The 24,176-nt window shown below is 70.8% G+C and carries 28 protein-coding genes; 13 read left to right on the plus strand and 15 right to left on the minus strand.

Features of this window, described 5'->3' with window-relative positions; all coding sequences use genetic code 11:
• Nucleotides 1–61: 61 nt before the first annotated feature.
• Nucleotides 62–898, minus strand: a complete 837-nt coding sequence (locus tag ACWDLG_RS36725) for a helix-turn-helix transcriptional regulator (RefSeq protein WP_449928970.1) — start codon at nucleotides 896–898, stop codon at nucleotides 62–64.
• A gap of 102 nt (nucleotides 899–1,000) precedes the next feature.
• Between ACWDLG_RS36725 and ACWDLG_RS36730 the strand changes: the two genes are divergently transcribed.
• Nucleotides 1,001–1,756 (plus strand): SDR family oxidoreductase, encoded by a 756-nt coding sequence (locus tag ACWDLG_RS36730; protein ID WP_449928972.1) that lies wholly within the window; start codon nucleotides 1,001–1,003, stop codon nucleotides 1,754–1,756.
• A 155-nt stretch (nucleotides 1,757–1,911) separates the two neighbouring features.
• Here the strand turns inward: ACWDLG_RS36730 and ACWDLG_RS36735 are convergent, their stop codons facing one another.
• The gene (locus tag ACWDLG_RS36735) at nucleotides 1,912–2,748 is read right to left on the minus strand and encodes a class II glutamine amidotransferase (RefSeq protein WP_449928974.1); all 837 of its coding nucleotides are present in this window, start codon (nucleotides 2,746–2,748) and stop codon (nucleotides 1,912–1,914) included.
• A 145-nt stretch (nucleotides 2,749–2,893) separates the two neighbouring features.
• Complete coding sequence (locus tag ACWDLG_RS36740) at nucleotides 2,894–3,526, minus strand: TetR/AcrR family transcriptional regulator (RefSeq protein WP_449928976.1); 633 nt, start codon at nucleotides 3,524–3,526, stop codon at nucleotides 2,894–2,896.
• Between the two features lie 86 nt (nucleotides 3,527–3,612).
• On the opposite strand from ACWDLG_RS36740, the gene ACWDLG_RS36745 reads away from it, so the two are divergent.
• The gene (locus ACWDLG_RS36745; protein ID WP_449928978.1) at nucleotides 3,613–4,440 is read left to right on the plus strand and encodes an alpha/beta fold hydrolase; all 828 of its coding nucleotides are present in this window, start codon (nucleotides 3,613–3,615) and stop codon (nucleotides 4,438–4,440) included.
• Nucleotides 4,441–4,661: 221 nt separating this feature from the next.
• On the opposite strand, the gene ACWDLG_RS36750 is transcribed toward ACWDLG_RS36745, so the two are convergent.
• Both ACWDLG_RS36750 and ACWDLG_RS36755 read right to left on the minus strand, forming a co-directional pair.
• The gene (locus tag ACWDLG_RS36750) at nucleotides 4,662–5,120 is read right to left on the minus strand and encodes a hypothetical protein (protein ID WP_449928980.1); all 459 of its coding nucleotides are present in this window, start codon (nucleotides 5,118–5,120) and stop codon (nucleotides 4,662–4,664) included.
• Nucleotides 5,121–5,345: 225 nt separating this feature from the next.
• Complete coding sequence (locus ACWDLG_RS36755; protein WP_354916040.1) at nucleotides 5,346–6,212, minus strand: alpha/beta fold hydrolase; 867 nt, start codon at nucleotides 6,210–6,212, stop codon at nucleotides 5,346–5,348.
• A gap of 76 nt (nucleotides 6,213–6,288) precedes the next feature.
• Between ACWDLG_RS36755 and ACWDLG_RS36760 the strand changes: the two genes are divergently transcribed.
• The 3 genes from ACWDLG_RS36760 to ACWDLG_RS36770 all read left to right on the plus strand — a co-directional run bounded on the left by ACWDLG_RS36760 (nucleotide 6,289) and on the right by ACWDLG_RS36770 (nucleotide 10,035).
• Complete coding sequence (locus ACWDLG_RS36760) at nucleotides 6,289–6,828, plus strand: CGNR zinc finger domain-containing protein (protein ID WP_449928983.1); 540 nt, start codon at nucleotides 6,289–6,291, stop codon at nucleotides 6,826–6,828.
• A 10-nt stretch (nucleotides 6,829–6,838) separates the two neighbouring features.
• Nucleotides 6,839–8,608 (plus strand): CocE/NonD family hydrolase, encoded by a 1,770-nt coding sequence (locus ACWDLG_RS36765; RefSeq protein ID WP_449928985.1) that lies wholly within the window; start codon nucleotides 6,839–6,841, stop codon nucleotides 8,606–8,608.
• 98 nt (nucleotides 8,609–8,706) lie between these two features.
• A complete protein-coding gene (locus ACWDLG_RS36770; protein WP_354916049.1) occupies nucleotides 8,707–10,035 on the plus strand; it encodes a serine hydrolase domain-containing protein in 1,329 nt (442 codons plus the stop codon).
• A 226-nt stretch (nucleotides 10,036–10,261) separates the two neighbouring features.
• Here the strand turns inward: ACWDLG_RS36770 and ACWDLG_RS36775 are convergent, their stop codons facing one another.
• The 6 genes from ACWDLG_RS36775 to ACWDLG_RS36800 are packed head-to-tail and all read right to left on the minus strand — an operon-like array spanning nucleotide 10,262 to nucleotide 13,027.
• A complete protein-coding gene (locus ACWDLG_RS36775; RefSeq protein WP_449928987.1) occupies nucleotides 10,262–10,825 on the minus strand; it encodes a hypothetical protein in 564 nt (187 codons plus the stop codon).
• A gap of 18 nt (nucleotides 10,826–10,843) precedes the next feature.
• Nucleotides 10,844–11,020 carry a hypothetical protein gene (locus ACWDLG_RS36780; RefSeq protein WP_354916055.1) on the minus strand — a complete coding sequence of 59 codons (177 nt, stop codon included), beginning with the start codon at nucleotides 11,018–11,020 and terminating at the stop codon, nucleotides 10,844–10,846.
• 34 nt (nucleotides 11,021–11,054) lie between these two features.
• The gene (locus tag ACWDLG_RS36785) at nucleotides 11,055–11,369 is read right to left on the minus strand and encodes a hypothetical protein (RefSeq protein ID WP_354916058.1); all 315 of its coding nucleotides are present in this window, start codon (nucleotides 11,367–11,369) and stop codon (nucleotides 11,055–11,057) included.
• Nucleotides 11,366–11,950, minus strand: coding sequence for a hypothetical protein (locus ACWDLG_RS36790; protein WP_449928990.1), 585 nt, complete (start codon nucleotides 11,948–11,950; stop codon nucleotides 11,366–11,368). Before ACWDLG_RS36790 ends, ACWDLG_RS36785 begins: the two co-directional genes overlap by 4 nt.
• Before the next feature lie 49 nt (nucleotides 11,951–11,999).
• Nucleotides 12,000–12,581, minus strand: a complete 582-nt coding sequence (locus tag ACWDLG_RS36795; RefSeq protein WP_449928992.1) for a MauE/DoxX family redox-associated membrane protein — start codon at nucleotides 12,579–12,581, stop codon at nucleotides 12,000–12,002.
• A complete protein-coding gene (locus tag ACWDLG_RS36800) occupies nucleotides 12,578–13,027 on the minus strand; it encodes a hypothetical protein (RefSeq protein ID WP_449928994.1) in 450 nt (149 codons plus the stop codon). The genes ACWDLG_RS36795 and ACWDLG_RS36800 overlap by 4 nt, the downstream gene beginning before the upstream one ends.
• A gap of 665 nt (nucleotides 13,028–13,692) precedes the next feature.
• Here ACWDLG_RS36800 and ACWDLG_RS36805 point away from each other — a divergent pair.
• Both ACWDLG_RS36805 and ACWDLG_RS36810 read left to right on the plus strand, forming a co-directional pair.
• The gene (locus ACWDLG_RS36805; RefSeq protein ID WP_449929095.1) at nucleotides 13,693–14,286 is read left to right on the plus strand and encodes a TetR/AcrR family transcriptional regulator; all 594 of its coding nucleotides are present in this window, start codon (nucleotides 13,693–13,695) and stop codon (nucleotides 14,284–14,286) included.
• Nucleotides 14,283–15,131, plus strand: coding sequence for an alpha/beta fold hydrolase (locus tag ACWDLG_RS36810; RefSeq protein ID WP_449928996.1), 849 nt, complete (start codon nucleotides 14,283–14,285; stop codon nucleotides 15,129–15,131). The genes ACWDLG_RS36805 and ACWDLG_RS36810 overlap by 4 nt, the downstream gene beginning before the upstream one ends.
• Before the next feature lie 83 nt (nucleotides 15,132–15,214).
• Here ACWDLG_RS36810 and ACWDLG_RS36815 read toward each other — a convergent pair whose 3' ends face one another.
• Both ACWDLG_RS36815 and ACWDLG_RS36820 read right to left on the minus strand, forming a co-directional pair.
• A complete protein-coding gene (locus ACWDLG_RS36815) occupies nucleotides 15,215–16,501 on the minus strand; it encodes an MFS transporter (protein ID WP_449928998.1) in 1,287 nt (428 codons plus the stop codon).
• A complete protein-coding gene (locus ACWDLG_RS36820) occupies nucleotides 16,501–16,857 on the minus strand; it encodes a hypothetical protein (protein WP_449929000.1) in 357 nt (118 codons plus the stop codon). Before ACWDLG_RS36820 ends, ACWDLG_RS36815 begins: the two co-directional genes overlap by 1 nt.
• 124 nt (nucleotides 16,858–16,981) lie before the next feature.
• Here ACWDLG_RS36820 and ACWDLG_RS36825 point away from each other — a divergent pair, with 124 nt between their 5' ends.
• Both ACWDLG_RS36825 and ACWDLG_RS36830 read left to right on the plus strand, forming a co-directional pair.
• Nucleotides 16,982–17,560, plus strand: coding sequence for a helix-turn-helix domain-containing protein (locus tag ACWDLG_RS36825; RefSeq protein ID WP_354916078.1), 579 nt, complete (start codon nucleotides 16,982–16,984; stop codon nucleotides 17,558–17,560).
• Between the two features lie 129 nt (nucleotides 17,561–17,689).
• Nucleotides 17,690–18,154, plus strand: a complete 465-nt coding sequence (locus tag ACWDLG_RS36830) for a luciferase domain-containing protein (protein WP_449929002.1) — start codon at nucleotides 17,690–17,692, stop codon at nucleotides 18,152–18,154.
• Between the two features lie 386 nt (nucleotides 18,155–18,540).
• On the opposite strand, the gene ACWDLG_RS36835 is transcribed toward ACWDLG_RS36830, so the two are convergent.
• Complete coding sequence (locus tag ACWDLG_RS36835; RefSeq protein ID WP_449929004.1) at nucleotides 18,541–19,104, minus strand: TetR/AcrR family transcriptional regulator C-terminal ligand-binding domain-containing protein; 564 nt, start codon at nucleotides 19,102–19,104, stop codon at nucleotides 18,541–18,543.
• 87 nt (nucleotides 19,105–19,191) lie between these two features.
• Here ACWDLG_RS36835 and ACWDLG_RS36840 point away from each other — a divergent pair, with 87 nt between their 5' ends.
• From ACWDLG_RS36840 to ACWDLG_RS36855, 4 genes are all read left to right on the plus strand, one after another.
• Entirely contained in the window at nucleotides 19,192–20,352 is a 1,161-nt protein-coding gene (locus ACWDLG_RS36840; protein WP_449929006.1) for an alpha/beta hydrolase family protein, read from the plus strand.
• Entirely contained in the window at nucleotides 20,353–20,967 is a 615-nt protein-coding gene (locus tag ACWDLG_RS36845) for a VC0807 family protein (protein ID WP_449929008.1), read from the plus strand.
• 177 nt (nucleotides 20,968–21,144) lie between these two features.
• Nucleotides 21,145–22,473 (plus strand): hypothetical protein, encoded by a 1,329-nt coding sequence (locus ACWDLG_RS36850; protein ID WP_449929010.1) that lies wholly within the window; start codon nucleotides 21,145–21,147, stop codon nucleotides 22,471–22,473.
• Entirely contained in the window at nucleotides 22,470–23,270 is an 801-nt protein-coding gene (locus tag ACWDLG_RS36855; RefSeq protein WP_449929012.1) for a substrate-binding periplasmic protein, read from the plus strand. Before ACWDLG_RS36850 ends, ACWDLG_RS36855 begins: the two co-directional genes overlap by 4 nt.
• Here ACWDLG_RS36855 and ACWDLG_RS36860 read toward each other — a convergent pair whose 3' ends face one another.
• Nucleotides 23,271–23,915: an extracellular solute-binding protein gene (locus ACWDLG_RS36860; protein ID WP_449929014.1), complete on the minus strand. Its 645-nt coding sequence runs from the start codon at nucleotides 23,913–23,915 to the stop codon at nucleotides 23,271–23,273.
• Nucleotides 23,916–24,176: the final 261 nt, after the last annotated feature.

Genomic DNA, 24,176 nt, shown 5'->3' on the forward strand with positions numbered 1-24,176 from the left:
AGCGTGGAAAGCGTCCGCAAGCGGAGGGTAGTGTTTTGGCTACTCTCAGTTTGAGCAGGCCCTAGCCGGGCGCACCCTGCCGTTCGGGCAGGGACCAGCTCGCCAGCAGCCGCAGCGCCTCCTGCGAGGGCGAGCCGGGCTCGGCCGCATAGGCCACCAGCACCTGGTCGGGCTCTCCGGTCACCGTGAACGACTGGAAGCTCAGCGACAACTCGCCCACCACCGGATGACGGAGCTGCTTGGTCCCGCGCGTCTTCTCCAGCACGTTGTGATCGGCCCACCAGCGGCGGAAGTGCGCGTTCTTCACCGACAGCTCGCCCACCAGCGCTGCCAGCAGGGCGTCGTCCGGATACTGGGCCGCCTTCAGCCGCAGGTAGGCGACGACCTCCCTGGCCTTCTTCTCCCAGTCGACGAAGATCTCCTTGCTCGCCTCGTCGAGGAAGCAGAAGCGCGCCCAGTTACGGTGCCTGCCCAGGTCGGTGTAGAGCGCGGAGGCCAGGCGGTTCCAGGCCAGCAGCTCGCTCCTGTGGTCGATCACGTAGGCGGGCACGCCCTCCATCGCGTCGAGCAGGTGCCGCAGCTGAGGGCCGACCGTGCGCCGGGTACGCCGCGAGCGCTGAGGTGCGCGCACCGGCCTGGCCAGGCTGAACAGGTAGGTCCGCTCGTCCTGGTCCAGACCGAGCGTCCTGGCCAGCGCGTTGAGCACCTCTTCCGACACTCCGCCGCCGCGTCCCTGCTCCAGCCGCGTGTAGTAGTCGGCGCTCATTCCTGCCAGCTGGGCCAGCTCCTCCCTGCGCAGGCCGGGCACGCGGCGGCGCCCGCCGTACGACCGCAGGCCCGCCTCCTCGGGACGGACGCGCGCGCGACGCGACTTGAGGAACTCACCCAGTTCGTTCACCCCTCGATTATCGGTCCGCCCGGCCGCGCGTGCCTGGTCCTGTCAGACCCAGGAAAACCAGGTCCCTGGGTACGGCATGCGGCGGGCGGCAGAGTCGGCGCCATGACCGACAACCTCGCGGGCCGTACCGCCATCGTCACCGGAGCATCCAGCGGCATCGGAGCCGCCACCGCCACGCTGCTGGCCGCCAGGGGCGCCAGGGTCGCGCTGCTGGCCCGCCGCGAAGAGCGGCTGACCGACCTCGTCCAGGAGATCAAGCACGCCGGAGGGGAGGCGATCGCCGTCGCCGCCGACGTGGCCGACTCCGCTTCGGTGGCCGCGGCCGTCCAGCGGGTGCTCGGCGTCTTCGGCGGGGTGGACCTCGTCGTCAACAACGCCGGGATCATGCTGCCCGCCCCCGCCGAGCAGGCCGACCTCGCCGACTGGGAGAGCCAGATCGACGTCAACGTCACCGGCGCGCTGCGCATCGTCCACGCGCTCACGCCCTCACTGCTGCGGGCGGCGGCCACCGGACCCGCCGACCTGATCAACATCTCCTCGATCGCCTCGCACGTGCCTTTCCCCAGCTTCGCCGCCTACACCGCGAGCAAGGCCGCCGTCACCCACCTGTCCACGACCCTGCGCGCCGAACTCGGCGGCCGTGGGGTGCGGGTCACCGCCGTCGAGCCGGGGGTCGTCGCCACCGAGCTGCAGGGGCACGTCACCGATCCCGCGGTCAACCAGTGGCTCGACGGGCTGATCGGCAGCATCGAGGTGCTGTCGGCCCAGGACGTGGCGGAGGTGATCGCGTTCACGGCGGCTCAGCCGGCACATGTCAATCTCTCGCGGATCACCATGTATCCGACTCGGCAGGTGTAACGAGCCCGGACCTGGGCGACGGTGTGGGAGCGGCCGGGTTTCGAGCCGCTCCCACACCGTGTGGACGCTCAGGGCCGGTAGGGGCACGGGCAGCGCCCGCTCAGCCCGGGGAGGCCGGCGGGCCCTGGTGCCCGTCGGCGCGGGCGGATGCCTGGCTAGGTCAGCTGTCCGACGGTGAACCCGGCCAGCAGCTCGCCGTCGGGCGGGATGACGCCGTAGCTGCTCTCGGGCAGCTCGTTCCAGGCTCCCGGCAGGTCGCCGAGCGGCTCGGACACGACCAGGCGGGTGTCGGCGGACAGCCCGCGCAGCCACGCGACATCCGGGTGCAGCGAGCGCAGGGACTCGACGCTGGAGCTGTAGAACAGCGTGCGCGACTGGCGCCGGCTGGAGTAGCGGAAGACCCACACCCGCTCGCCGTTCGACGTCGCGACCGTCATCTGCAGCGGGAACTCGATGCCGTGCTCGTGGCCGAGCCGTTCGACCAGGCCGGCCATGCGGGCCACGGCCTCCGGCGGGTCGTCGTCCAGGCCGAACGTCAGTGCCAGGTAGAACATCACCTCCGAGTCCGTCGTGCCCTCGATGCGGGAAAACAGCGCGGGGTCGACGGCCATGCACAGCTCCCGCCGGAGCCGGTCGAAGCCGGTGACCACGCCGTTGTGCATCCACAACCAGCGTCCGTACCGGAAGGGGTGACAGTTGGTCTGCTGCACCGCCGTACCGGTCGACGAGCGGATGTGGGCGAAGAACAGCGGCGAGCGGACATGCTCGGCGATCTCCCGCAGGTTGCGGTTGTTCCACGCCGGGCCGGTGTCCCGGAAGATCGCGGGGGTGCCGATACCGACGGTGTACCAGCCGATGCCGAACCCGTCGCCGTTCGTCGTCTCCACGCCCATCCGGGAGCGCAGGCTCTGGTCGATCAGCGACGGCTGCGGACGGTACAGCACGTCGCACAGCAGCATGGGCGTTCCCGAGTAAACGAGCCATCTGCACATGAGCCACGCCTTTCCTCAACAGGTCGTACAACCTCCGCCGTACCCTCTCGGCCGGGTGGTATGGCGTGGCCTGCGCGCGACGGTGCCGGCGAAGGAGCAGGTCAGTGACCGGAGCCCCGTGCGGGTAGGCCCGCACGTGAGGTCGTCAGGTGGCGTACCGCCGCAGGAACATGTCGACACCCTCGCGGATGAGGCGTTCGGCGAGGTCGGCGGTGAGCGTGGTCCCGAAGGAATTGAAGATCAGGTGGGGGTAGACCGTCAGCCCGAAGAACTGGATCGTGGCCACCTCGATGTCGCCGACGGCGAGCCGGCCGCGCTCGGTCAGGTGGCCCAGGATCTCGCCGAGGAGCCCGGCGAACCGGCCAGGCCCGCGCTCCTGCCAGGCCCGGCCGATCTCGGGGAAGCGGCGCAGCTCGCCGGTGACGAGGTTGCGCAGCTCCGGCCGCGGGGGCTCGATCGCCTCGGCGACCATGGCGCGCGCGGTGCGCGTGAGCACCTCGCGTACGTCCTCCGCGGCCAGCACGCCGGCCTTGACCTGGGAGAGTGTCGAGCCGATCTCGTCCAGCGCGTCCTCGACCACCGCGGTGAACAGGTCTTCCTTGCAGCCGAAATGGTTGTAGACGGTCACCTTGGACACGCCGGCGGTGGCGGCGACCACGTCGACGCTGGCGTCGAAGCCGTCGCGCAGGAACACCTCGCGCGCGGCGGCGACGATGGCGCGCCTGCTGCGCTCGGCGCGCTTGCCGGTGGGAGCGGATGCGGCGGTGCCTCTGGCCATGGCGCCATCCTACCCGACAACTGAACGATTGAGTACAGTAAAACTTTCCTGTACCGTACAGTTCAGTTAATTCGAGGAGGTTCGCCATGCCCGATACCGTCACCACCGGCACCCTCGCCGTACCCGGCGCCCGGCTGCACTACGAGGTGCGCGGCCAGGGGCCCGTCGTGGTCCTGGTCGGCGCCCCGATGGACGCCAGGTCGTTCGAACCCCTGGCCGACCTGCTGAGCGCCGACCACACGGTGCTCACCACCGATCCGCGCGGCATCAACCGCAGCCCCGTCGACGACCCCGGCCAGGACTCCACGCCCGAGATGCGCGCCGACGACCTCTCGCGGCTGCTGACGCACCTGGGCGCCGGTCCCGCCGCCGTCCTCGGCTCCAGCGGCGGCGCCGTCAGCGCGCTGGCCCTCGCCCAGGCGCATCCCGACCAGGTCCACACCGTCATCGCGCACGAGCCCCCGCTGATCGAGTTGCTGGAGGACCGCGAGGAACTCCGCAAGGGCACCGAGGAGATCATCGCGACGCATCTGGCGGGGGACGCCCGCGGAGCGTTCCGCAAGTTCCTGGAGCAGGCGAACATCTTCCTGCCCGAGGAGGTGTTCGAGCACATGGTCGGGGGCGATCGCGACCCGCAGGACGTCGCGGACGCGGACTTCCAGCACACGCACATGCTGCGGCCCACGGTCCGATGGGTCCCCGACGTGCACGCCCTGCGCTCGGGGAAGCCGCGGATCGTGGTGGGGATCGGCACGGACTCGGCCGGGCAGCTCTGTGACCGCTCCTCGCGAGCCCTGGCGGACACGCTCGGGGTCGAGCCGACGATGTTCCCGGGGGACCACGTCGGGTTCGCGGGGGATCCCGAGCGCTTCGCCGCCCGGCTGCGTGCCGTACTCGCAGAGGCCGACCTCTAGCGTGTCTCGGGGCCGCACTCCCCGGATGCCGGCGCGGGCCGATCACGGGCGACGGGGCCGGCCCGCACGGTCGGGATGCCGGTGCGGGCCGATCACGAGTGACGGGATCGGCCCGCACGGCCGGGCCACCGACACGGGCCGATCCCGGTCTCAGGACGCGAGGCGCGGCGCCGCGGCGAGCGCACGGCAGAGCCGGTGGCCCCACGCCCGTTCGCCGACCCTCATGAGATGGGATCGCCGGCGCGGGGTGGTCGCGCGAGGGCCCGGCCCGAGAGGTGCCGCTCGATCAACGCCAGATCCGCTCGGTCCTTCGGGCGGCCCAGGAGCCGCTTCCAGCGGCCTACGTCCGCCAGGGACTCGTACCTGAGGCCGTCGACGACCTCGGACCGGGCGATCAGCTCGTCCACGGTGCCGGCCTCGGCGAACCAGCCGTTGAATATCTCGATCCTTCCGTCCAGGACCGCGACCTTCTCGACGTGCTCGCCGAACGGAGACGGCTCCGGCGCGCCGAACGCGCACGCCCTGGCCCAGGCCTGGCCACGGGCGACCACGTCGAGGTCGCGGATGTCGTCCTTGATGCCGTGGGCGAGGAGCGGCCCGCTGCCCGCGATGACGAAGTCCGCCGGGGGAAGCTCGAGCGACAGCAGTGCTCGCACCAGGGGATGGTCAATGGCTCTCATGAGAGCTCATTCTCGGCGCTTGTCCGCCGCGGTCCGGCCGGTGGCGGGGCATGCCGGAGCAGCGCTATCTCAACGCCCGGGCCGCCCGCCTGCCCTGAGCCGAGCCGGCGCCCGCCGTACGTCAGCACCCTGCCCTGGGCAACCCGCGTGCGTCGGCGCCGCACGCTGCGCGACCCGCGCCCCGCCGCGCCTCGGACCGTGCCTCGGGACGCCTCGGGACGTGCCTCAGCGCCACACCTTGTCGAGGAACCCGGCGACGAGCGGGGCGATCTCGGGCAGCTTCTCCTCCAGGGCGAAGTGGCCGGTGTCGAACAGGTGCAGCTCGGCGTCGGGCAGGTCGCGCAGGTAGGCGTGGGCGCCGGGCTCGGGGAAGAACATGTCGTGGCGCCCCCAGGTGATGAGCGCCGGCGGGGTGTGCTCGCGCAGCCACGCCTGCCACCTGTCGTACTGCTCGACGTTGGAGTGGTAGTCGAAGGCCAGCGCGACCTGCGCCTCCTTGCGCCCGGGCAGGTCGAGGAAGTGCTGGTCGAGGGTCCAGCCGTCGGGGGCGACCGCCTCGGGGTCGCCGGTGCCGCCTTCGTACTGGCCGCGCGTGCTCTCCAGCGTGAGCAGCCCGCGCACGGTCTCCTCCGCCCCCGCCACCTCCGGGCGCAGCGCGATGAAGTCGCGCGCACCGGCCGACAGCCCGTCCTCGTAGGCGTTGCCGTTCTGCACGATCAGGCCGGCGATCCACGACGGGTTGCGCAGGGCGAGGCGGAAGCCGACGGGCGCGCCGAAGTCGAAGACGTACATCACGAAGCGCTCCAGCCCGAGCCGCCGCACGAAGCCCTCGGTGATGTCGGCCAGCCGGTCGAAGGTGTAGGTGAAGTCGTCGGGGGCCGTGGTGTGGCCGAAGCCGGGATAGTCGGGGGCGATCAGCCGGTAGCGGGCGCCGAGCGCGTCGATGAGCCGCCGGTACTGGTGGGACGCCGACGGGAAGCCGTGCAGGAGCAGCAGCACGGGGGCGTCGGGATCCTCGGGGAGCGACTCCCGGTAGAAGACCTTCACCCCGTCGACGTCGACGAACCTGTGCACCACACGCGGGACCAACATGTCACATGCCTCCGTAGCGAGAAGATGCATTAGTTATAGCACTAATGGGTCAAGATGGCGATGTACCATTAGAACCATGCTCATCGGAGAGCCCCTGGCGCTCGACCTGATCAATACCCGCCCGGCCGGCACCGACCTGATCGCCACCCCCGAGGGGCTCAGACGCTGGCTGGACCTCGAGGCCGACCGGCTGCCGGGCCTGGACGGCCTGCCGTCGGCGGCCGACCTGGCCGCCGTGCACGCCGTACGCGACCACGCCGGCACCGCCGTCCACACGCTCATGCGGGGTGAGCGGCCCGCGCCGGCCGCGCTGCGTGGCCTCAACACGGCCCAGCGCGCGGCGCCCGCGGTCAGGGAGCTGCGCTGGGACGGCGAGGCGCTCACCGCGGTCCCCGTCCGCACGGGTTCGCCGGGTGTCCGGCTGGCCGCGATCCTCGCCGAGGCGGCGGCCGACCTGTTGAGCGATCCCGCCGCCGGGAGGATCCGGCAGTGCGCGGCCGACGACTGCGTGATGCTGTTCCTGCCCGCGCACCCCCGGCGGCGCTGGTGCTCGGCCGCGCTGTGCGGCAACCGGGCCAGGGTGGCGCGCTACTACCAGCGCCACAAATCAGTGTGAAACTTGCCGGATGAGATCATTACTTGTCGCGATGTGCATGGCGCTCGCGGCGGCGATCCCCGCCTTTCCCGCGCATGCCGAGACCTATTCCTACGCCGACGCGATCCGCGAGACCGCGTGGGTGGAGCTCGACGTCGACCTCGATCGCGACGGCCACAGGGACCGCCTGGCCGCCGACGTCATCCGGCCCGCCGAGCCGGCGGCGAGCGGGCTCAAGGTGCCTGTCCTGATGGACATCAGCCCCTACTACGCCTGCTGCGGCCGGGGCAACGAGGCCCAGAAGAAGACCTACGACGCCGACGGCAAGCCCACCGGCTTCCCGCTGTACTACGACAACTACTTCGTGCCGAAGGGCTATGCGGTGGTGCTCGTCGACATGTCGGGCACCAACCGGTCGACCGGCTGCATGGACAGGGGCGGCCGGCACGACGTGGCCGCGGGCGCCCAGGTGGTGAACTGGCTGAACGGCAGGGCCCGCGCCTACACCAAGCCGTTCGGCGGCGAGCCGGTGGCGGCCGGCTGGTCCACCGGCGCGGTCGGCATCTGGGGCAAGTCGCACGACGGCTGGCTGGCCAACGGCATCGCCACGACCGGGGTGCGCGGCCTGAAGACCGTGGTGTCGATCGCCGGGAACACCGACATCTACCGCACCTACAACGCCAACGGCGCCTGGCGCGGTTACGTCCGGACCGACGACGGCCCGCCGCGGCTCTACAACGAGCGCGCCATGCGGCTGTGCAAGCCGTTCACCGAGGAGCTGAACCGGCTGGAGGGCAACGACGGCGACTGGAACCGCTACTGGCAGGAGCGCGACTACCCCGGCAAGGCCGACCGGGTGCGGGCCAGCGTCTTCGTGACCCAGGGGTTCGGCGACTACGCCGTGGCGGCGTCGAACTTCTCCCTGTGGTGGCAGGCGCTGCGGGTGCCGCGCAAGGCGTGGCTGTTCCAGGGCGGGCACGTGGACCCGTTCGACCTGCGCAGGGCCGACTACGTGCGCACCGTCGAGCGGTGGTTCGACAGGTGGCTGCGCGGCGTCGACAACGGCGTCGACCGCGAGCCTGCCGTGACGATCGAGCACGCCCCCGACCAGTGGCGCGAGGAGCAGGCCTGGCCCGCACCCGGCGCGCGGCCCCGTACGTGGTGGCCGGGGCAGGACGGCCTGTCGACCGCCCCTCCCCCGGCGTCGGCGCGGGCCACCTTCCAGGACGACCCCGACATCGGCCGGTTCGAATGGGTGAAGGAGGGGCCCTCGAACCACCGGCTGCTGTACAGGTCCGAGCCGCTGGCGGCCGACACCCGCCTGTCGGGCACCGGCAGGATCACGGTGACGATGAAGTCCTCCACGCCGGTCGCCAGGGTGGGGATCGCGGTGGTCGACTACGGCCCCGCCACCATCAGGGACTACGTCGACATCACCGGGACGGGCGGCATCCGCACCCTCACGACGCGCTCGTGCTGGGGTGAGGGCAGCGCCACCGACAGCGCCTGCTACCTCGACACCGAGACCGCCACCACGACCGTCGACCACGAGATCGTCGCCACCGGATGGGCGGACCTCGGCCACCACGCCACGTTGCGGCGCGGCGTGCCGCTGGACCCCGAGCGGTTCTACACGATGAGCTTCGACCTGTCGCCGCTCGACCACGTCGTGCCCGCCGGGCACCGCATCGGCCTGGTGATCGGCGGGACGGACTACTGGGAGTTCCTCGAACCCGGCCAGCGGCCCACGCTCACCGTCGACCTGGCCAGGACCACGCTGACCCTGCCCACGGTCGGCTGACCCCCGCTCCGAGGCATCCACCCGGGCGGACGAACGGCGCGGCGGAAATGGTGCGGGCCGACGAAGCCCGCCGCTCCCGCAGTCAGCAGGATGAACCGATGACCGACCTCACTCCCCTGCAGCGCCTGCTCGACAGCGAAGCGACATCCCGCCACGTCCCCGGTGCCGCCGTCGGCGTGCTCGCCGACGGCGTGCAGCACATCCTGACCACCGGCGTCACCAGCGTCGACGCGCCGGCCCCCGTGACCGGCGACACGCTGTTCCAGATCGGGTCGACCACCAAGACGGTCACCGCGACAGCGGCCATGCATCTCGTCGAACGCGGCCGGCTCGACCTGGACGGGCGCGTGCGGCAGTACCTGCCCGGCTTCCGGCTCGCCGACGAGCGGGCCGCGGACGAGCTGACCGTCCGGCACCTGCTGACCCACACCGGCGGATTCCTCGGCGACATCGACGACGGCGAGAGCTGGGACACCTCGGCGCTGGCCGACTCGATCGGCACCTACGACCGGCTGCCCCAGCTCTTCCCGCCCGGGGCGCTCGCCTCCTACAACAACGCCGGGTTCCGGCTGCTCGGCCGGATCGTCGAGGTCGTGTGCGGCGAGCCGTACGAGCAGGCGGTCAGGCGCATCGTGCTCGAACCCCTGGGCATGAGCTCCAGCTTCTTCTTCCCCTGGGAGGTCGCGACGCGGGCGCACGCGGTCGGGCACGCCGTACGCGAGGACGGCCCGCGGGTGGCGCACACGTGGGGGCTGTTCCGCGAGGGTATGGCCGAGGGCGGGCTGGTCTCGTCGGTGCGCGACCAGCTTCGCTACGCCGCCTTCCACCTGGGCGCCGACGGCGAGGCGCCGATCTCGGCGGCCACCAGGGAGCTGATGCGGGCCGAGCACGTGCGGGTCGGGGCGCCGTGGACCGGCATCGGGCTGCCGTGGCTGCTGGAGGAGCAGGCGGGCGTGCGGCTGGTCACGCACGGAGGCAACATCGGCAACCTGCAGCTGTCCACGTTCGTGCTGGCGCCCGAGCACGGCTTCGCCGTCACCACGCTCACCAACTCCGCGCCCGGCAAGGCGCTGGGCGCGCTGGTGACCGACTGGTGCCTCGAGCACCTGCTCGGCGCGAAGCCGCAGGCCGTACGGCTGGCGCTGCGGGCACCCGCGCCGGAGTACGCGGGCGGCTACGACGCCGGGCAGTGGACCTTCGAGGTCGACGAGAACCTGACGGCGCGGTTCGTGCTGCGGCCCGAACTGGTGAGCGCGGGAGTGGAGGGCATGCCGGACCTGCCGCTGGCGCTGGTCGAGGGCGGTGACGAGGTGACGATCGCCGCCGACCCGCGGCGCGTCGTGGGCCGCTTCCTTCGCGACGACGCGGGTGAGATCGCCTTCCTGCACCTGGGCGGCAGGGCCGCCCGGCGGATCCCGACATCATGATCCGCGGCACCGCCGAGCACAGGTCTGTATTGAAATAGGGAAGCAACCGGCCCCACTTCTCGGCAGAGAAGGCGCCGACGCCGTCAAGGACCACTTCGTGGCGGTCCTCCAGCAGGTCGGCCATCGGCTGTCCCGAGTGACGGTCAGCCGCAGCGGCCGGGGGGCGATGCCGTACGGCTCGCGCCCTCCCCACGAGGCTGCGAGCCGTACGGTCAGGGGCCGGGTTTCAGCCCCCGATCCACACCGCCGCCAGGATGATGAGAATCACCGTCTCGGCGACGTCCAGCCGTCCCGCCCACCCGGAGAAGCGGCGCAGGTCGGCGGAAGGATGCCTGCCGCGGCTGAAGGATCGCGCCGCGATCAGCACCAGCGGGATGGCGCGCCCCGCCGCGACCCCCAGGAACGGAAGAACGGCCGGCCACCAGTTCGGCGCGCCCAGTGGCCACAGCACCAGCAGGTAGAGGCCCGGCGACGACAGAGCGGTGGCGAGCCCGGTGCCGAGCGCCACGCCGAAGACTCCGGCGTAGGGGACGGGGCCGAGCGCCGCCCAGTGCCGCGGGACCCGCCACGGGCTGCCCTCCAGCCGTACCGGCAGGAGCCCGCCGGCCACCAGCGCCAGGACCAGGGCCACGCCGCCGAGCGCCCACGCCGGAAGCCCGCCTGTGACCTCGCCCAGCAGGTAACCCGTGGTCGCGGTCGCCAGCGCTCCCAGCGGAAGGCCGGCGGCATAGGCCGCGACCGCGAACGCCTTCAGTTGCTCTCTCCCCCGGACCGGAGGAGACGCGATCACGTGGACCGCGTTACCGCCTCAAGGCGTCTGCAGCCCCTGGATGCCGCTCAGGATGCCGAGCAGCGCCAGCAGCGGAATCTCCCAGCCGTCGGCGACCCTGGGGACGGACAACGTCACGGCGCTGACGCCGACGCCCGCCACGAGAGCGGGGCCGGCGACCGACCACCTGGGGCTCAGCGGAACCGTCAACCGCATGAGACCCCTCCTGGATTGATCACGACCAGACCGGTCATCGGCCGTTGCAGTAGCAGTAGCTTCCCCCGCACTTGCAGTCGCAGCAGTAGTAACCGGGCGAGTACGACCAGCAGGCCCCTCCGCCGCAGCCGTTGTAGTAGCTGCACCCCGCGCTGCTGAGGCAGTCGCTTCCCGAGCATCTGCTCGATCCGCAGTAGCCGCTCCCGAACGGCCCGGTGCATACCGCCGCCTGCACGGGCGACTGCCCGACGGTCAGCCCGGCAAGGGTTCCGAAAGCGGCCGCGGTGGCCCCACGCAGCACCTGGCGGCGGTTGACCCTCGACGCGGTCCAGGTGAGCAGTCGTTTCATCGGGAAGTGCTCCTCTCCTCTGTGGGCGCGGACAGAACTGTGAGCTGGTTGGCCTCGTGGGCGGCCAGTTCCAGGCCGTCGAGGCCGTTGACGATCCCGCGTGACCGCACCCGGCCGTCATGGCCGACCGCGACCGAGAACGGGGTCAGGCCGACCTCGTACCGGGCGGCGATACGGCCTCGGGGATCGGGGACGACGCGGATCACGGAGGCCAGGTCACCGGCCCATTCACGAACCGCGCGGGGATGGCCGTCGCAGATGACCACCACCAGGACGTCGGGGTGCTCCGCCGCGAACCTCCGCAGCACCGATCGCAGGGCACCGCACAGGGTGCATCCGGTGGAGGCGAACACCGTGATGAAGGGACGGTCCTGCGCGGGAAGCGTCACGGCTGCGCCGTCCAGATCCCTCGCGTCCAGGGCCGGGAAGAGGCTCCCCTCGTCGGGACCGTGCGCGACCCGTCCCTCCGGACTGGTCATGTACATCTGCCCGAAGTGGTGGTAGAGGGCGAACACCGCGCCCACCAGCACAGCGACGAGAACCCACAGAACGACATACGAAATCACGAACAACGTACTCATGTGCACCTCGTGCTCGATCCGGCAGCGGCGGGAGCGGAACCGCCGGGAGTCACCTGCTCCCTCTGAGCGTCGAGCGGAACCTTTCGAACTGGATCGTCCGCCCCAGCAGTGCGAAACAGGCGATGCAGGCCACCCCGAGCAGCACGCCGGTCAACGCGGCCGGCAGGGCCGTCGGGTCGATGATCGGCGACGTCGCTCCCGGGCCGCCCACCGACGCTCCGGGGCCGCCCGTCGACAGTGCGAGAAGAACGAGACTCCCCGCGAGAAGAACGGCCGCCCGGACAGCGCTGACCGATGTCGGGACACCGGAATCCAGCGCTCCGAAACAGCGGCAACTCTCAGAGACACCCAGACGGGCGGCGTTCACCAGGACGGCGGTGAATCCCAGGGACAGTCCGGCGGCTCCCAGGGCCGCCCACCATCCCGTTCCGGCGATGAGGCCGAGCCCCACGGCCGCCTCGCAGAGGGGGACCGCCCCCCGCGAGATCCGCACCAGGACAGGAGGGACCGCCATGGCTTCGAGGAAAGGGGACAGCGAGGCACCCCCTCCCGCCTTCATGAGGGCGGCGAAGACCAGCTGGAAACCTATCGCCGTCTGGAGGACGACGACCCACTGCCCCGAGCCGCTCAAGACGAGACCAGCTCCGGGAGGGACCGGGCGACCTTGACGAGTTCGTCGGCCCCGACGTCGCGCGGCGCCCTGAGCGCATAGGTGCCGCCCGGGGCGTTGACCGTCACCGAGTGCGCGTTCGGCGCCCAATACCGGTCGCCGTCAGGTCCGGTGAACATCCAGAGGCCGTCGTGGTAGACGGCGCTCGCCCCGGGAATCCCGAGGTCCACAGCGATTCCCGGACGGTTCTCCGTGCCCTCCAAAGTCCGGCCCGGCTCGGCGACGAAACAGACAACGAGCGGTGAGGCCTGCTCCTCGTGACTGGAGCCACGCGTGTACACGAGTGCGATCTGGTTTTCCAGGGTGCCGAACCCGGGGGCCTCAGGCCCTTCCGTCCGGAACTGGAACTTGAATCCTCGGAGGACGTACGAAGGCTGCAGATTTCTCGTTTCCACAGTTCTCCTCATTCTCCCTGCAGATGATTTGACGGAACCCCCTGAGCACCGACTCGATAACCTCACTCATGTGATCACACGGGTTGATCTTCGTCAACACTGAAGGTCAACTTGTTTTCACCATCGATTCGAATCGCGCCCATTCTCATTCCCGGACGATAACTTGCCTGGTCACAGCATGATCGCTTCGCATGCCGCTCTCTCGCACCCAGGTCGACGGGGGTCCCGTACGACACTGAACCACCCGGACCCGACGATCTTCGGCTGTCGAAGCCGGTCACGCGCGCCCCGGATCCGTTCCACCCTGAAATCCGACGCCCAAGGCACGACATGGTCCCGTGCGGCCGGAACCACGGGCCGGAAAACCAGGGATCCATTTCACCGCCGACCGCCTAATGCATTCGCCTCGCAGCGCTCGTGACATGCGGATTTACCGGCAACCGAAGAGGGCGGCACATCAGGACGGGCACGATGCGCCTTTTTCATCCCCGGGCCGCCGCGGAGTTTCTGTGGTCCGAAATGATCCGCACCGGGCCACCAGGGCAACCCGCCAAGGCCGATGCACATGTCCGTGTCGGCGACGGTCGCCAGCGGCTTGTTGCGCAGCCCTTGGCTCCCAAGATATAACCTAGGATCACTAGGCAGATCCGAATGACTCTAGGGATGGTGGTGTGCGCATGGCGCGGGCCGGGTTGACGGCGGATCGGGTGACGCTCGCTGGTGCCGAGCTGGCCGACGAGGTCGGGTTCGACCACGTGACCATGTCGGCGGTGGCGCGACGACTCGGGGTGAAAGACGCCAGCCTCTACGCGCACGTCCGTCACCTGGCGGACCTGCGCGGGCGGATCGCGCTGCTCGCCGCCGACGAGAAGTCCATCCGCATCGCGGAGGCCACCGCCGGGCGGGCCGGAAAGGATGCGCTGGTGGCGTACGCGAACGCCTGGCGGCAGTACGCCCACGACCACCCGGGCCGGTACACGGCGACGCAGATCCCGACGGAGATCGATCCCGAGCTCATGGCCCGAGCGCCCGGGCCACGACGCGCGGTCGAGCTGACCTACAGCATGCTGCGCGCCTACGCGCTGGACGAGCCCGCCCTGACCGACGCGGTCCGGCTGATGCGCAGCATGTTCCACGGGTTCATCGGCCTCGAGGCCGCGGGCGGGTTCGCGCACGCGCGCCCGGCCGAGGACTCCTGGGTCCGCTGCCTCGACGCCCTGCACGACCTCCTGGAGCACTGGCCCGCATACCATGAAGGAGACCCGACATGACCGGCCCGACCATCGGCCACCTGCGCGTCGACGGCGCCACCCTGCGCTACGAGGTGCGCGGGAAGGGCCCCCTTCTGCTGCTGATCCCCGGCGGCACCGGCGGCGCGGCCTCCTTTGACGGCGTCGCCGACGAGCTGGCCGCCGAGTACACCGTCGCCTCCTACGACCCGCGCGGCCTGTGTCGCAGCCCGCTGGACGACCCGGAGGCCCGGCAGCGGGTCGCCCAGCACGCCGACGACGCGTTCCAGCTGCTGGAGCTGCTGTCTCCAGCCGCGCCCGCCCGCGTGGTCGGCTGCAGTTCGGGAGCGATCGTCGCGCTGCACCTGCTGGCCACCCGTCCCGAGCGGATCGAACGCGTCGTGGCGCACGAGCCGCCGGTGGTGGAGGTGCTGCCGGACGCCGCCGAGCATCGCGCGCTGCTCGCCCGCGTCCAGGACACCTTCCTGCAGGACGGGCTGATGCCTGCGGCGGCCCTGCTCGCGGCCGGTCTCAGGCGGCCCGGCGCCGATCCCGTCGACGCCCGGGCCACCGAGCTGCCGCCGCAGGCGAAGGAGCGAGCCGAACGAACGATGGCCGACATGCCCTACTTCATCGGGCGTATCATCCCGACCTTCATGGCCTACGCCCCGGACGTGGATCGGCTGATGGCCCTGTCGGACCGGCTCGTGCTCGCGGGCGGAGCGGACTCACGCGGTGAGCTGCCCTACCGTCCCGCCGCCTTCCTGGCCGAGCGGTTCGGCACGGAGCTCGTCCACTTCCCCGGCGGGCACACGGGCCTCAGCACGCACCCCGCCGAGTTCGGCGAGCTGCTCCGCAAGGTGCTGAGCGTCCAGTCGTACGGCTGAGCGCCCGTCCCCGGCCCGTACACCGGTGATCCGTCAGGCGGACCGCCTGTGCTCGCCGTGGCGAGCACAGGCGGTCCGACGGGTCACCGCTGGTTCCTTTCAGGGTCCGGGCGGGCCGTGGCGACCTCCTCGTGGGCCGGACGGCCGGCGGCTGAGGTCGGGTCAGCCGCCGGGCGGGCCTGTCGCGCCCGGTCCAGGAGAATGAGGGGTAGCGCGGCCGCGGCGAGGGCGGCGCCGATCAAGCAGACCGACGTGAGTGCGGCCCCTTGCGTCAGGGAGACCGCCGCCAGGACCGGGGTGATGCTGATACCCAGCTGGAATGCCGACACGGTGGTGGCGCCGGCGAGGGTCGGCGCCTCGGCGGCGAGAGCGAAGACGCGTCCGTAGACGGCGGGGTTCAGCACGAACGCGGCGACGCCGAGCAGGAACACCGTGGGCACCACCGCCCAGGCCTGCTGGATCACGACAGCCATCACGACCGACAGGATCACGATCGCCGACGCGCCGGTGAGGAGTGCGACGTGCGGGCGCTTGTCGGAGATGCGGCCGCCGATGGACAGGCCGACGAAGGCGCCGACCCCGAACAGCGCGAGGATCGCCGGGATCCAGACCTCGGGGATGGCGGTGATGTCGGCGAGCATGGCCGCCAGGTAGTTGAACGTGATCATGTACGCCGCGGTGGTCAGGATCGTGATCGCGTAGATGCCCCACAGCATCGGTTTCCGCATCGTGGCCAGTTCCCGCGAAACACTCGGCTCGGCGGGCCGGTTGCTGTCGGAGTCGGCGGCGGGAAGCCCGAGGAGGCAACCGATGATCCCGGCGACGGTCAGAGCCACCACGGCCCAGAAGCCGCCGCGCCACTGGATGAAGTGGCTGAGCAGCGTGCCCGCGGGGCCGCCGGCGACCATGGCCACGCTGAGCCCGCTGACCACGACTCCGGAGGCGCGGGCGTTCCGGTCCGGCGTCACCAGGCTGATCGCGGTCACCGACGCGACGGCGAAGAAGCCCGCGTAGGCGATACCCGCGACCACCCTCGTCAGCAGCAGGACCTGGTAGTCGCCCAGCAGGCCGACGACGATGCTGACCGCGAAGAGGCCCTGGGTCGCCACCAGCGCCGTACGGCGCGGCCAGTGCAGACTGAGCACGGCGAACGGTGGCCCGCCGATCACGACGCCCAGCGCGAACGCGGTGATCAGGAACCCGGCCGAGGAGAGCGTGACCTCCAGATCGGCGGCCACCGCCGGCAGTACGCCGGCCAGCAGGAACTCCGCGGTTCCCATCGCGAACAGGCTGAAACTGAGCAGGTACACGCCGGCAGGCAACCGGTCGGAGCGAGTGTTCCTGGGCGTCTCCGCGGTGATGCCGGCCATCAGATCGCACCCCCGGCGTCGAGCCCGCCACCAGACGAGACGGCGGCAGCCGGCTCCCGTTCGAGCAGCCGGCCGGTCATGCCGATGGCGGCGGCGACGACCTGTGCCCCGGGGTTGACCACGTTCCCGCCTGCCCAGACCTCCGGGACATGCGTGGCACCGGGGGAATCGGCGGCGCCGAGTCCAGGGACCCCGTCCCTGGTCAGGTACCCGTGCGGGTGGTCGGCGGGCCCGTTCCCTGGCTGAGCGCCGCCGACGACCGGAGCCGCGAACCGTGCTCTCGCGGGCACGAACCCGGCCCGCGGGTCGGCGGCTCCACCGCCGACGATGACCGGGTCCCACAGCACCTCTGACACCGATCCGCTCGTTGAATCCGTTGTTGCGTCCATGCGGATCACCTCCATCGAGAGGATCGGGAGATCTGACCGAAATCAACAAACTCCATTGCTGATTCCGGGACACATTGGTTGACTGCATTCCATGGACGAGCAGCCGACCGTCAGCGCCGTGATAGACCAGATCGCTCCCCGGCTGCGACGCGCCCGCGAGAAGAAGGGCATCAGCCTGGCCGACCTCGCGCGCGCCACTGGCATCTCGACCAGCACGCTGTCCCGGCTGGAATCAGCCCAGCGCAAGCCGAGCCTCGAGCTTCTCCTGCCGATCACCGCGGCGCTGGGCATCCCCCTCGACGAGATCGTCGCCGCGCCCCGGATAATCGATCCGCGCGTGCCGCAGCAGCCCACCGGAAAGAACGGCCGGGTGCTGATCCCGTTGTCGCGGCATCAGGGAGAGCCACGCGCGTACAAGATGACCATTCCAGCGCACGACGAAGAGCCCCACCTGCGGACCCACGCGGGCTACGAATGGCTCTACGTCCTCCGCGGACGGCTCCGCGTGAAACTGGGTGACCACGACTTCATCATGGGAGCCGGCGAAGCAGCCGAGTTCGACTGCCAGATTCCGCACTGGTTCGGCGCCGCCGGCCGCGGCAGCGTCGAAGTACTCAGCCTCTTCGGGAAGCAGGGCGAACGCATCCACCTGCGCACCTCACGGCGCTGACGCAGGAGCACGCGCACATCGGTGTGCGGTGGGCGGGTTGAAGTGCCTTCTTCCGTCATGGATGCATGGTGGACCAGACTCTCGAGGTGCGCACAGAACATAACCAACGCACAGAAAGTGCGGTACCTCATGTTTGACCCACCGAAGAGATCGGGAACCAGGCCGGCCACCACCGGGCTGGAGATCCCGCATGACCAGATCGACCAGTTCTCTCCCGCACCGATCCGGGAAGCGCTGATCGAACAGGCCCGCGCCCTGCCGGGAGTGTTCCTCGGGCCGAGCCAGGTCTCCGAACCCGCCTCGCTGGCGCTGCGGCTGCATCGGCCCGCCGGACCGTGGGAGGCGTTCCTGCACCCCAGCCCGGACGAGTTCGCCCACATCCATCGCGCCGGTTTCCTGCACCTCACCCTTCCTCAGCCGATGATCGCCCCGCTGGTGGCGGCGGGCTGGGCCGAACCGCACCCGATCAGCCTGCGCCCGCAATGGCCGGACACGATCGTCATGCTGTACGCCCCTCGCGACGAGGACGAACTGTCCGTCGTCGGCACCGCACTGCGCGCCTCCTGGCGCCAGGCGTCACTCGAGGAGGAGTGACCGGACCGCGCCGCCCCGGGCGCGCCGGTCCGCACCGATCCGCGCCGCATCCGCACGGCGCGAGCCCGCCGCGGCAGATCCGCTCGACCTGAGCACGCCCGGACAGGTCCACTCGACCTGAGCACGCCCGGACAGGTCCACTCGACCTGAGCACGCCCGGACAGGTCCACTCGACCTGAGCACGCCCGGACAGGTCTACTCGGCTGAGCGCATCCGGACCGATCCGCTCGACCTGTCGGCCGGCCCGGGTGCGAGGGTGGTCATGCGGGCCTGCCCGGCTGTGCACGCCCGGGCGCGACGAGGGCACTGGCCGCCCATCGTGGGCGCCGCCCCCTCTGGTGGGCCGCCGGTGGACGGTCGCCCGAGGCGGCCGAGGACAGGAGGCGTCAGGAGGGTCGGCCGCCGAGCCGCAGGAGCCGGTCGACCAGGGCCTTGGCCTGGTCCGGCCCCATGGGGGCGTTGAAGAACATGGCGTGGAAGTAGACCGGGGCCTGGACGATCTCCATGAGCTCGATCAGCGCGGGCGGATGCTCGCCTCGCTCCTTCGCGCGGTCCAGCATGGCCTGCAGCTGCACGCCGCGCTCGATCAGGTAGATCCGGTCCTCGGCGTTGCCGGAGCCGACCATGGCCGCGCGCAGGAAGAGGCGCCCGGTCGGGGCGGCGATGTCCCGGGCCAGCTGGACCGCGTAGGCCTCCAGGTCGCCCCGCAGCGTCCCGGTGTCGGGGATCGGGGACGTACGGCGCAGCAGCTCCATGACCACGTCGTCGACCAGGCCGGTCACACTCCCCCAGCGGCGGTAGATGGTCGCCTGGTGCACCTCTGACCGCTCGGCGACCTTGGCGATCGTCAGCTCGTCCCAGGTCGATTCCTGGAGCAGCGCTAGCACCGCCTCGTGCACGGCGACGCGGACGCGTGCCGTACGGCCGCCGGGGCGTCGTTGCGTGGTCATGCCGGCCATCTTAACGCGAAGCCTCTTGCGTTAGCGATGCATCGAGCCTTACCTTAATCACGAAATTTCTCGCATTAAGGAGGCGTGGTGCGGCCCGTCGTTTTCGAGAAGGACGAGACGTTCTGGTATGAGACGCTGCGCATGTTCGGCCACATCGCGTACGGCGGCGCCGACTTCGGCGAGGTGCTGGTCACCGCGCAGCGCATCGTCGAGGGCGACTACGACAGCTGGCACGACAAGTGGCGCGCGACCGCCGACCGGGTCGCCGCCGAGGCGGAGCGCAGCCGCGGGATCAGCGCCAGGGACGGGTTCCTGCGGGCGTCCAACTACTACAGGTCGGCCGAGTTCTTCCTGCACGGGGACCCCGCGGACGCGCGGATCGCCAGCGCCTACGAGCGGGCGGTCGAGTGCTTCAGGAAGGCGCTGCCCGAGGTGGCGCCCGTAGAGATCCCCTACGAGGGCACGACGCTGCCGGGCTACTACTACGACGCGGGCGCCGGCCGTACCGTCGTCATGCACAACGGGTTCGACGGCAGCGCGGAGGAGATGCACTTCGTCGCCGCGGCGGCGCTGTTCGAGCGCGGCTTCAACGTGCTGGCCTTCGACGGCCCCGGCCAGCCAGGCCCGATGCACCGGCAGGGGCTGGTGTTCAGGCCCGACTGGGAGAACGTGGTCGGCCCGGTCCTCGACTTCCTGCAGCACGACCTGAGGGCCGGCGGCCCGGTGGGGCTGCTCGGCAACAGCCTGGGCGGCATGCTCGCGCCTCGGGCGGCGGCCTTCGAGCCTCGGATCAAGGCGCTGGTGGCACTCGACGGCGTCTACGACATGGGCGCGAAGGCCACGGAACACTTCGGCGGCGACAGGGAGCTGGCCAGGAGCATGCTGGCCGGCCCCGAAGCGGATGCGGCCCTCGAACGGCTCATGGCGACCGACCCGGGCGTGCGCTGGGCGTGCACCCACGGGATGTGGGTGACCGGGGCAGGCAGCCCGCGCGAGTACACGGCGACGCTCTTCGACTATCACCTGCGCGACGGGATCGCCGAACGCATCACCTGTCCGACGCTCGTGTGCGCGGCCCAGGACGACCACTTCTTCCGCGGCCAGCCCGAGCAGCTCTTCGAACACCTGACCTGCGACAAGACCTTCCTGGAGTTCACCGAGGAGGAAGGCGGCGACGCGCACTGCCAGGCAGGAGCACAGCGCCTGGCCATGTCCCGGATCGGCACCTGGCTGGAGGAGGTTCTCTGAATGAACCGTTCGATCGTCTCCGTGGTCCTGTGGGACGTGGCGCCCATGGTCGCCGCCTACTACGCGGGCCGGGCGCTCGGCGTCGGCGAGTACCTCGCCATGCTGGCCGCCAGCTGCGTCGGCCTGCTCCGCGTCGGGTACGTGGCCGTCAGCAAGCGGCGCCTCGACGGCTTCGCCGCCTTCACCTCGTCGATCTTCGCGATCGGCCTGGTCCTCTCGCTCATGACGGGCGACGAGAAGTTCATCCTGGCGCTCAAGTCCGTGACCACCGCCGTGGTCGGCGTGATCTTCCTCGGCACCGTCATCGCCGGCCGCCCCGCCGCCTTCGCCGTGGCCAAGCGCTTCGGCGCCGAGGACACGGAGACGGCCGCGCGGTGGGACGTCCTGTACGCGGCCGAGCCGCGGTTCCGCCGGGTCTACGTGGTGATGACGCTGGTGTGGGGCGTGGCGATGCTGGCCGAGTCCGCCGCCCGGCTCCCGCTCGTCTACCTGCTGCCCACCGACGTGATGGTCACCGTCTCCACCGTCATGCTGCTGGGCACCATGGCGCTCCTCGGCCTGTGGAGTGCCTGGTACGGCAAGCGGGGCGAGCTCAGGACCCGCCCCGCCGCGTGATCCGCCGCCCCGGCCGATCACGGGCGGGCGCCGGCCGCGGCCTCCTCTCGACAGCGCCGCCGGCGGCCCCTCTTGCGGCCTGTCGCGCCCGCGGCCATGCTCGGTTTCCCAGCACGAGTCGATCTCGGGAGGCGCGGTGCCCGCCAACGATCCCGGCGTCTCCCGCCGGAGCAGGCCATGACCGTGACGGCGACGCCCCCGGTCCGGCGCAAGGAGTCGGTCTCCGGGCGGGTGCGCACGCTGGCCGGGCTGTCCCTGCTGACGCTGGCGCTGCTGCTGGGCGCGATCCTGGCCGGCGCGGCGAGCACGGGCTCCAGCCTGCGCGTCATCGGGCATGACGCCGGGCCGCAGGTGCTGGCCACCACGGGCCTGCACCGGCAGATGTCGGAGATGGACGCGCTGGTGGCCGAGACCCTGCTGCTGGGCAGGGAGTACGGCCCGCAGCAGCAGGCCGACCTGACCGGCTACGACCAGCGGCGGCTGGAGATCTCCGAGAGCCTGCTCAAGGCCTACCGGCTGGCCATGGACGACCCCGCCGAGCAACGCACGGTCGAGTCGCTGATCGAGGGGCTGGGCCGCTACGAACGGCTGGCGGCCCGGGCCCGGCTGCTGGACGCGCAATCCGGGCACACCGCCGGGCAGCCGCCCGACGACGTGGTCGCGGCCTACCAGCAGGCCACCGACCTCATGCACCGCGAACTGCTTCCCCAGGCCTACAACCTGACCTTGGAAACCGGGACGATCGTCAGGCGCGCGCACGACGCCGAACGCTCGGCCACCTCGCTGGCCCGCACCGCCGTCATCGTCACCGGGCTGCTCGCGCTGGCCTGCCTGCTGGGCCTGCAGGCCTACCTGACCAGCAGGTTCCGCCGGGTCTTCGCACCGGCCCTGGTAGTGGCCACCGTGCTCACCGCGGCCAGTCTGGTGACCGGCACGGCCCTGCTCAACCGGCAGGGCCAGGCGTTGGAGCAGGCCAAGCGCCGCGGTTTCGACTCGGTGCTCACCCTGAGCAGAGCACGGGCGATCAGCAAGAGCATGCACGCGGACCAGAGCCGCTACCTGCTCGACCGCTTCCGCAGGGACACCTACGAACACACCTTCCTGGACAAGTCCCGGACGGTCGCGGCCGTCGAGTCCACCAGCCTGCCCGACTACCAGAGCAGGCTGCACGCCGACTTCCAGGGACTGCTCGGCGGCCTGACAGGCCGGGACCGGCACCGGCTCTTCGCCGTCTACCAGAGGTTCCAGCAGGCCGACGCGCGGATGCGGACCATGCCGGCCGAAGCGGCGATCAAGTTCTGGGACGGCGAGCTCACCCAGACCTACGAGAGCTACGACAAGGTGCTGGAGGAGCTGGTCCGGCGGCACGAGTCCGACTTCGAGCGCGCCATCGACAGCGGCGACGGAGCCCTGGAGACGCTGTGGCGCTCGATCCCCGCCGGGCTGGCCGCCGGCGCCCTGCTCGTCCTGGCCGGCGTCTGGCCACGACTCAGGGAGTACCGGTGACAAGAGTGCTGATCTGCCTGATCCTGCTGCTCACCGCCTGCGGCGCCGCGCGACCGCAATCCCTCGTGGACAAGGACGAGCTGGTCGTCGCCATCCGCTCCGACGTCCCGCTGATCAGCTTCAAGCGGCAGGACGGCGCCTACGACGGCTTCAACATCGACGTGGCCAAGGATCTGGTGTCCCGGCTGGGCAAGCGGATCCGCTGGCTGGAGATCAAGGCCGGCGACCAGCTCACCGTGCTCACGGACGGGCGTGCCGACCTGGTCTTCGCCCACATGTCGGTCACCCCGGAGCGGAAGAAGGTGATCGACTTCGCCGGGCCGTACCACGTCGACTTCCAGGACATCGCGGTACGGCCGGCCGACAAGGACGTCATCCGCGACGTCCGTGACCTGGCGGGCCGCCGGATCTGCTGGGTGCGCGGCACGAACATCGCCCAGCGGATCGTCGACGAGCGCCGGGTCAAGGCGGTCGTCGTCGCGGCACCCGACTACAACGTCTGCCTGGAGATGATCAAGGACGGCAGGATCGACGCCATCTCCACCAACAGCCAGATCCTGGCCGGGCTGCTCACCAGGCCGGGCGTCGACCTGCACCTGGTGGGCGCCACCTTCAACGAGCAACGCACGTCGATCGGCGTCCGCAAGGGCGACGTCGACGGCTGCGAGGAGCTCAACCGGGCCATCACCCGGATGTACCAGGACGGCACGGCCCACATGCTGCTGGACAAGTGGTTCGGCAGGTCGGGCATCGACCTGTCGGTGGTCTCGGTCCCGCAGTTCGAGGGCTGTTCCTAGTCAGGCGGCCCGGCGATCCTGCAGGGCGGCCTCGCTGCCGGAGGCGTTGTACCTGAGCACGTTCGGGTGGAGGCCGCGCAGGTAGCCGAGCGCCGCTTCCTGATCGCCGCCGTTCAGCTCCACGTGGGTCCACAGCGCGGTGTAGGCGGTTCCGGAGGTGGCCGGATGGGCGATGGCGACGCCGCCGCGCAGCCGCTCGTCCAGCAGTTCCCGCCAGGAGCGGATCGGCCGCATGCCGCGCCTGGCCAGTTCCTTGGTGTTGTTGCAGAAGGCCAGCACACCGGCGTAGATCCCGCTCCAGGCATGCTCCCGATCGACCCAGTCCTTCCGGATCTCACCGGATTCTTTGGATTCATACGGCTCCAGCAGCCCCTGACTCTTGGCGGCCACGTAGGAGTCGGCCGGGCCGCCGTGCCAGACGTCGAACTCCTGCCGCGCCCTGGCCGCCTTGATCCGCTCCAGCGCCTCGCCGCTCGACAACCGGACGAAGTCGGCCTCCACGCCGGTGGCGTCGGAGAACCTCTTGACCATCATCGCGCACCATCGCTCGCTCGCGCCGCACGCGACGGTGATCTTGTCCCGCCTCGGTGCCGTGCAGCCCGCCACCATCAGGACCGCCACCACTGCGATGGCCAACGGCCTCATTGCCCCTCCAAGGGGTTGCCGACGTCTCGCCCGTGTGCCGATCCCATTCGACACTCCGGCGCGAGAGCCGTGCAAGATCCCCGCCTGGCCGACCCGCGAAGAGCAGGCCTGACCTTGTTTGTTCCGTCATGATCTGTCCATGCGGTGCCGATACGGGGCATGGCGCGCTCGACCTCCTCGACAGACTTCTCGCGCGGGCGCATGCGGCACATGCCGTCGCCGGCGAGCAGATCGGGGCAGATCACGGCGTTCCGCCATGAG

The sequence above is a fragment of the Nonomuraea sp. NPDC003727 genome, from assembly GCF_053586935.1.

Coding starts and splice junctions, on each gene's coding strand:
- ACWDLG_RS36730 (WP_449928972.1), top strand. CDS start 1,001: ATGACCGACAACCTCGCGGGCCGTACCGCCATCGTCACCGGAGCATCC.
- ACWDLG_RS36735 (WP_449928974.1), bottom strand. CDS start 2,748: ATGTGCAGATGGCTCGTTTACTCGGGAACGCCCATGCTGCTGTGCGAC.
- ACWDLG_RS36740 (WP_449928976.1), bottom strand. CDS start 3,526: ATGGCCAGAGGCACCGCCGCATCCGCTCCCACCGGCAAGCGCGCCGAG.
- ACWDLG_RS36745 (WP_449928978.1), top strand. CDS start 3,613: ATGCCCGATACCGTCACCACCGGCACCCTCGCCGTACCCGGCGCCCGG.
- ACWDLG_RS36750 (WP_449928980.1), bottom strand. CDS start 5,120: ATGAGAGCCATTGACCATCCCCTGGTGCGAGCACTGCTGTCGCTCGAG.
- ACWDLG_RS36755 (WP_354916040.1), bottom strand. CDS start 6,212: ATGTTGGTCCCGCGTGTGGTGCACAGGTTCGTCGACGTCGACGGGGTG.
- ACWDLG_RS36760 (WP_449928983.1), top strand. CDS start 6,289: ATGCTCATCGGAGAGCCCCTGGCGCTCGACCTGATCAATACCCGCCCG.
- ACWDLG_RS36765 (WP_449928985.1), top strand. CDS start 6,839: ATGAGATCATTACTTGTCGCGATGTGCATGGCGCTCGCGGCGGCGATC.
- ACWDLG_RS36770 (WP_354916049.1), top strand. CDS start 8,707: ATGACCGACCTCACTCCCCTGCAGCGCCTGCTCGACAGCGAAGCGACA.
- ACWDLG_RS36780 (WP_354916055.1), bottom strand. CDS start 11,020: ATGCGGTTGACGGTTCCGCTGAGCCCCAGGTGGTCGGTCGCCGGCCCC.
- ACWDLG_RS36785 (WP_354916058.1), bottom strand. CDS start 11,369: ATGAAACGACTGCTCACCTGGACCGCGTCGAGGGTCAACCGCCGCCAG.
- ACWDLG_RS36790 (WP_449928990.1), bottom strand. CDS start 11,950: ATGAGTACGTTGTTCGTGATTTCGTATGTCGTTCTGTGGGTTCTCGTC.
- ACWDLG_RS36800 (WP_449928994.1), bottom strand. CDS start 13,027: ATGAGGAGAACTGTGGAAACGAGAAATCTGCAGCCTTCGTACGTCCTC.
- ACWDLG_RS36805 (WP_449929095.1), top strand. CDS start 13,693: ATGGCGCGGGCCGGGTTGACGGCGGATCGGGTGACGCTCGCTGGTGCC.
- ACWDLG_RS36810 (WP_449928996.1), top strand. CDS start 14,283: ATGACCGGCCCGACCATCGGCCACCTGCGCGTCGACGGCGCCACCCTG.
- ACWDLG_RS36815 (WP_449928998.1), bottom strand. CDS start 16,501: ATGGCCGGCATCACCGCGGAGACGCCCAGGAACACTCGCTCCGACCGG.
- ACWDLG_RS36825 (WP_354916078.1), top strand. CDS start 16,982: ATGGACGAGCAGCCGACCGTCAGCGCCGTGATAGACCAGATCGCTCCC.
- ACWDLG_RS36830 (WP_449929002.1), top strand. CDS start 17,690: ATGTTTGACCCACCGAAGAGATCGGGAACCAGGCCGGCCACCACCGGG.
- ACWDLG_RS36835 (WP_449929004.1), bottom strand. CDS start 19,104: ATGACCACGCAACGACGCCCCGGCGGCCGTACGGCACGCGTCCGCGTC.
- ACWDLG_RS36845 (WP_449929008.1), top strand. CDS start 20,353: ATGAACCGTTCGATCGTCTCCGTGGTCCTGTGGGACGTGGCGCCCATG.
- ACWDLG_RS36850 (WP_449929010.1), top strand. CDS start 21,145: ATGACCGTGACGGCGACGCCCCCGGTCCGGCGCAAGGAGTCGGTCTCC.
- ACWDLG_RS36860 (WP_449929014.1), bottom strand. CDS start 23,915: ATGAGGCCGTTGGCCATCGCAGTGGTGGCGGTCCTGATGGTGGCGGGC.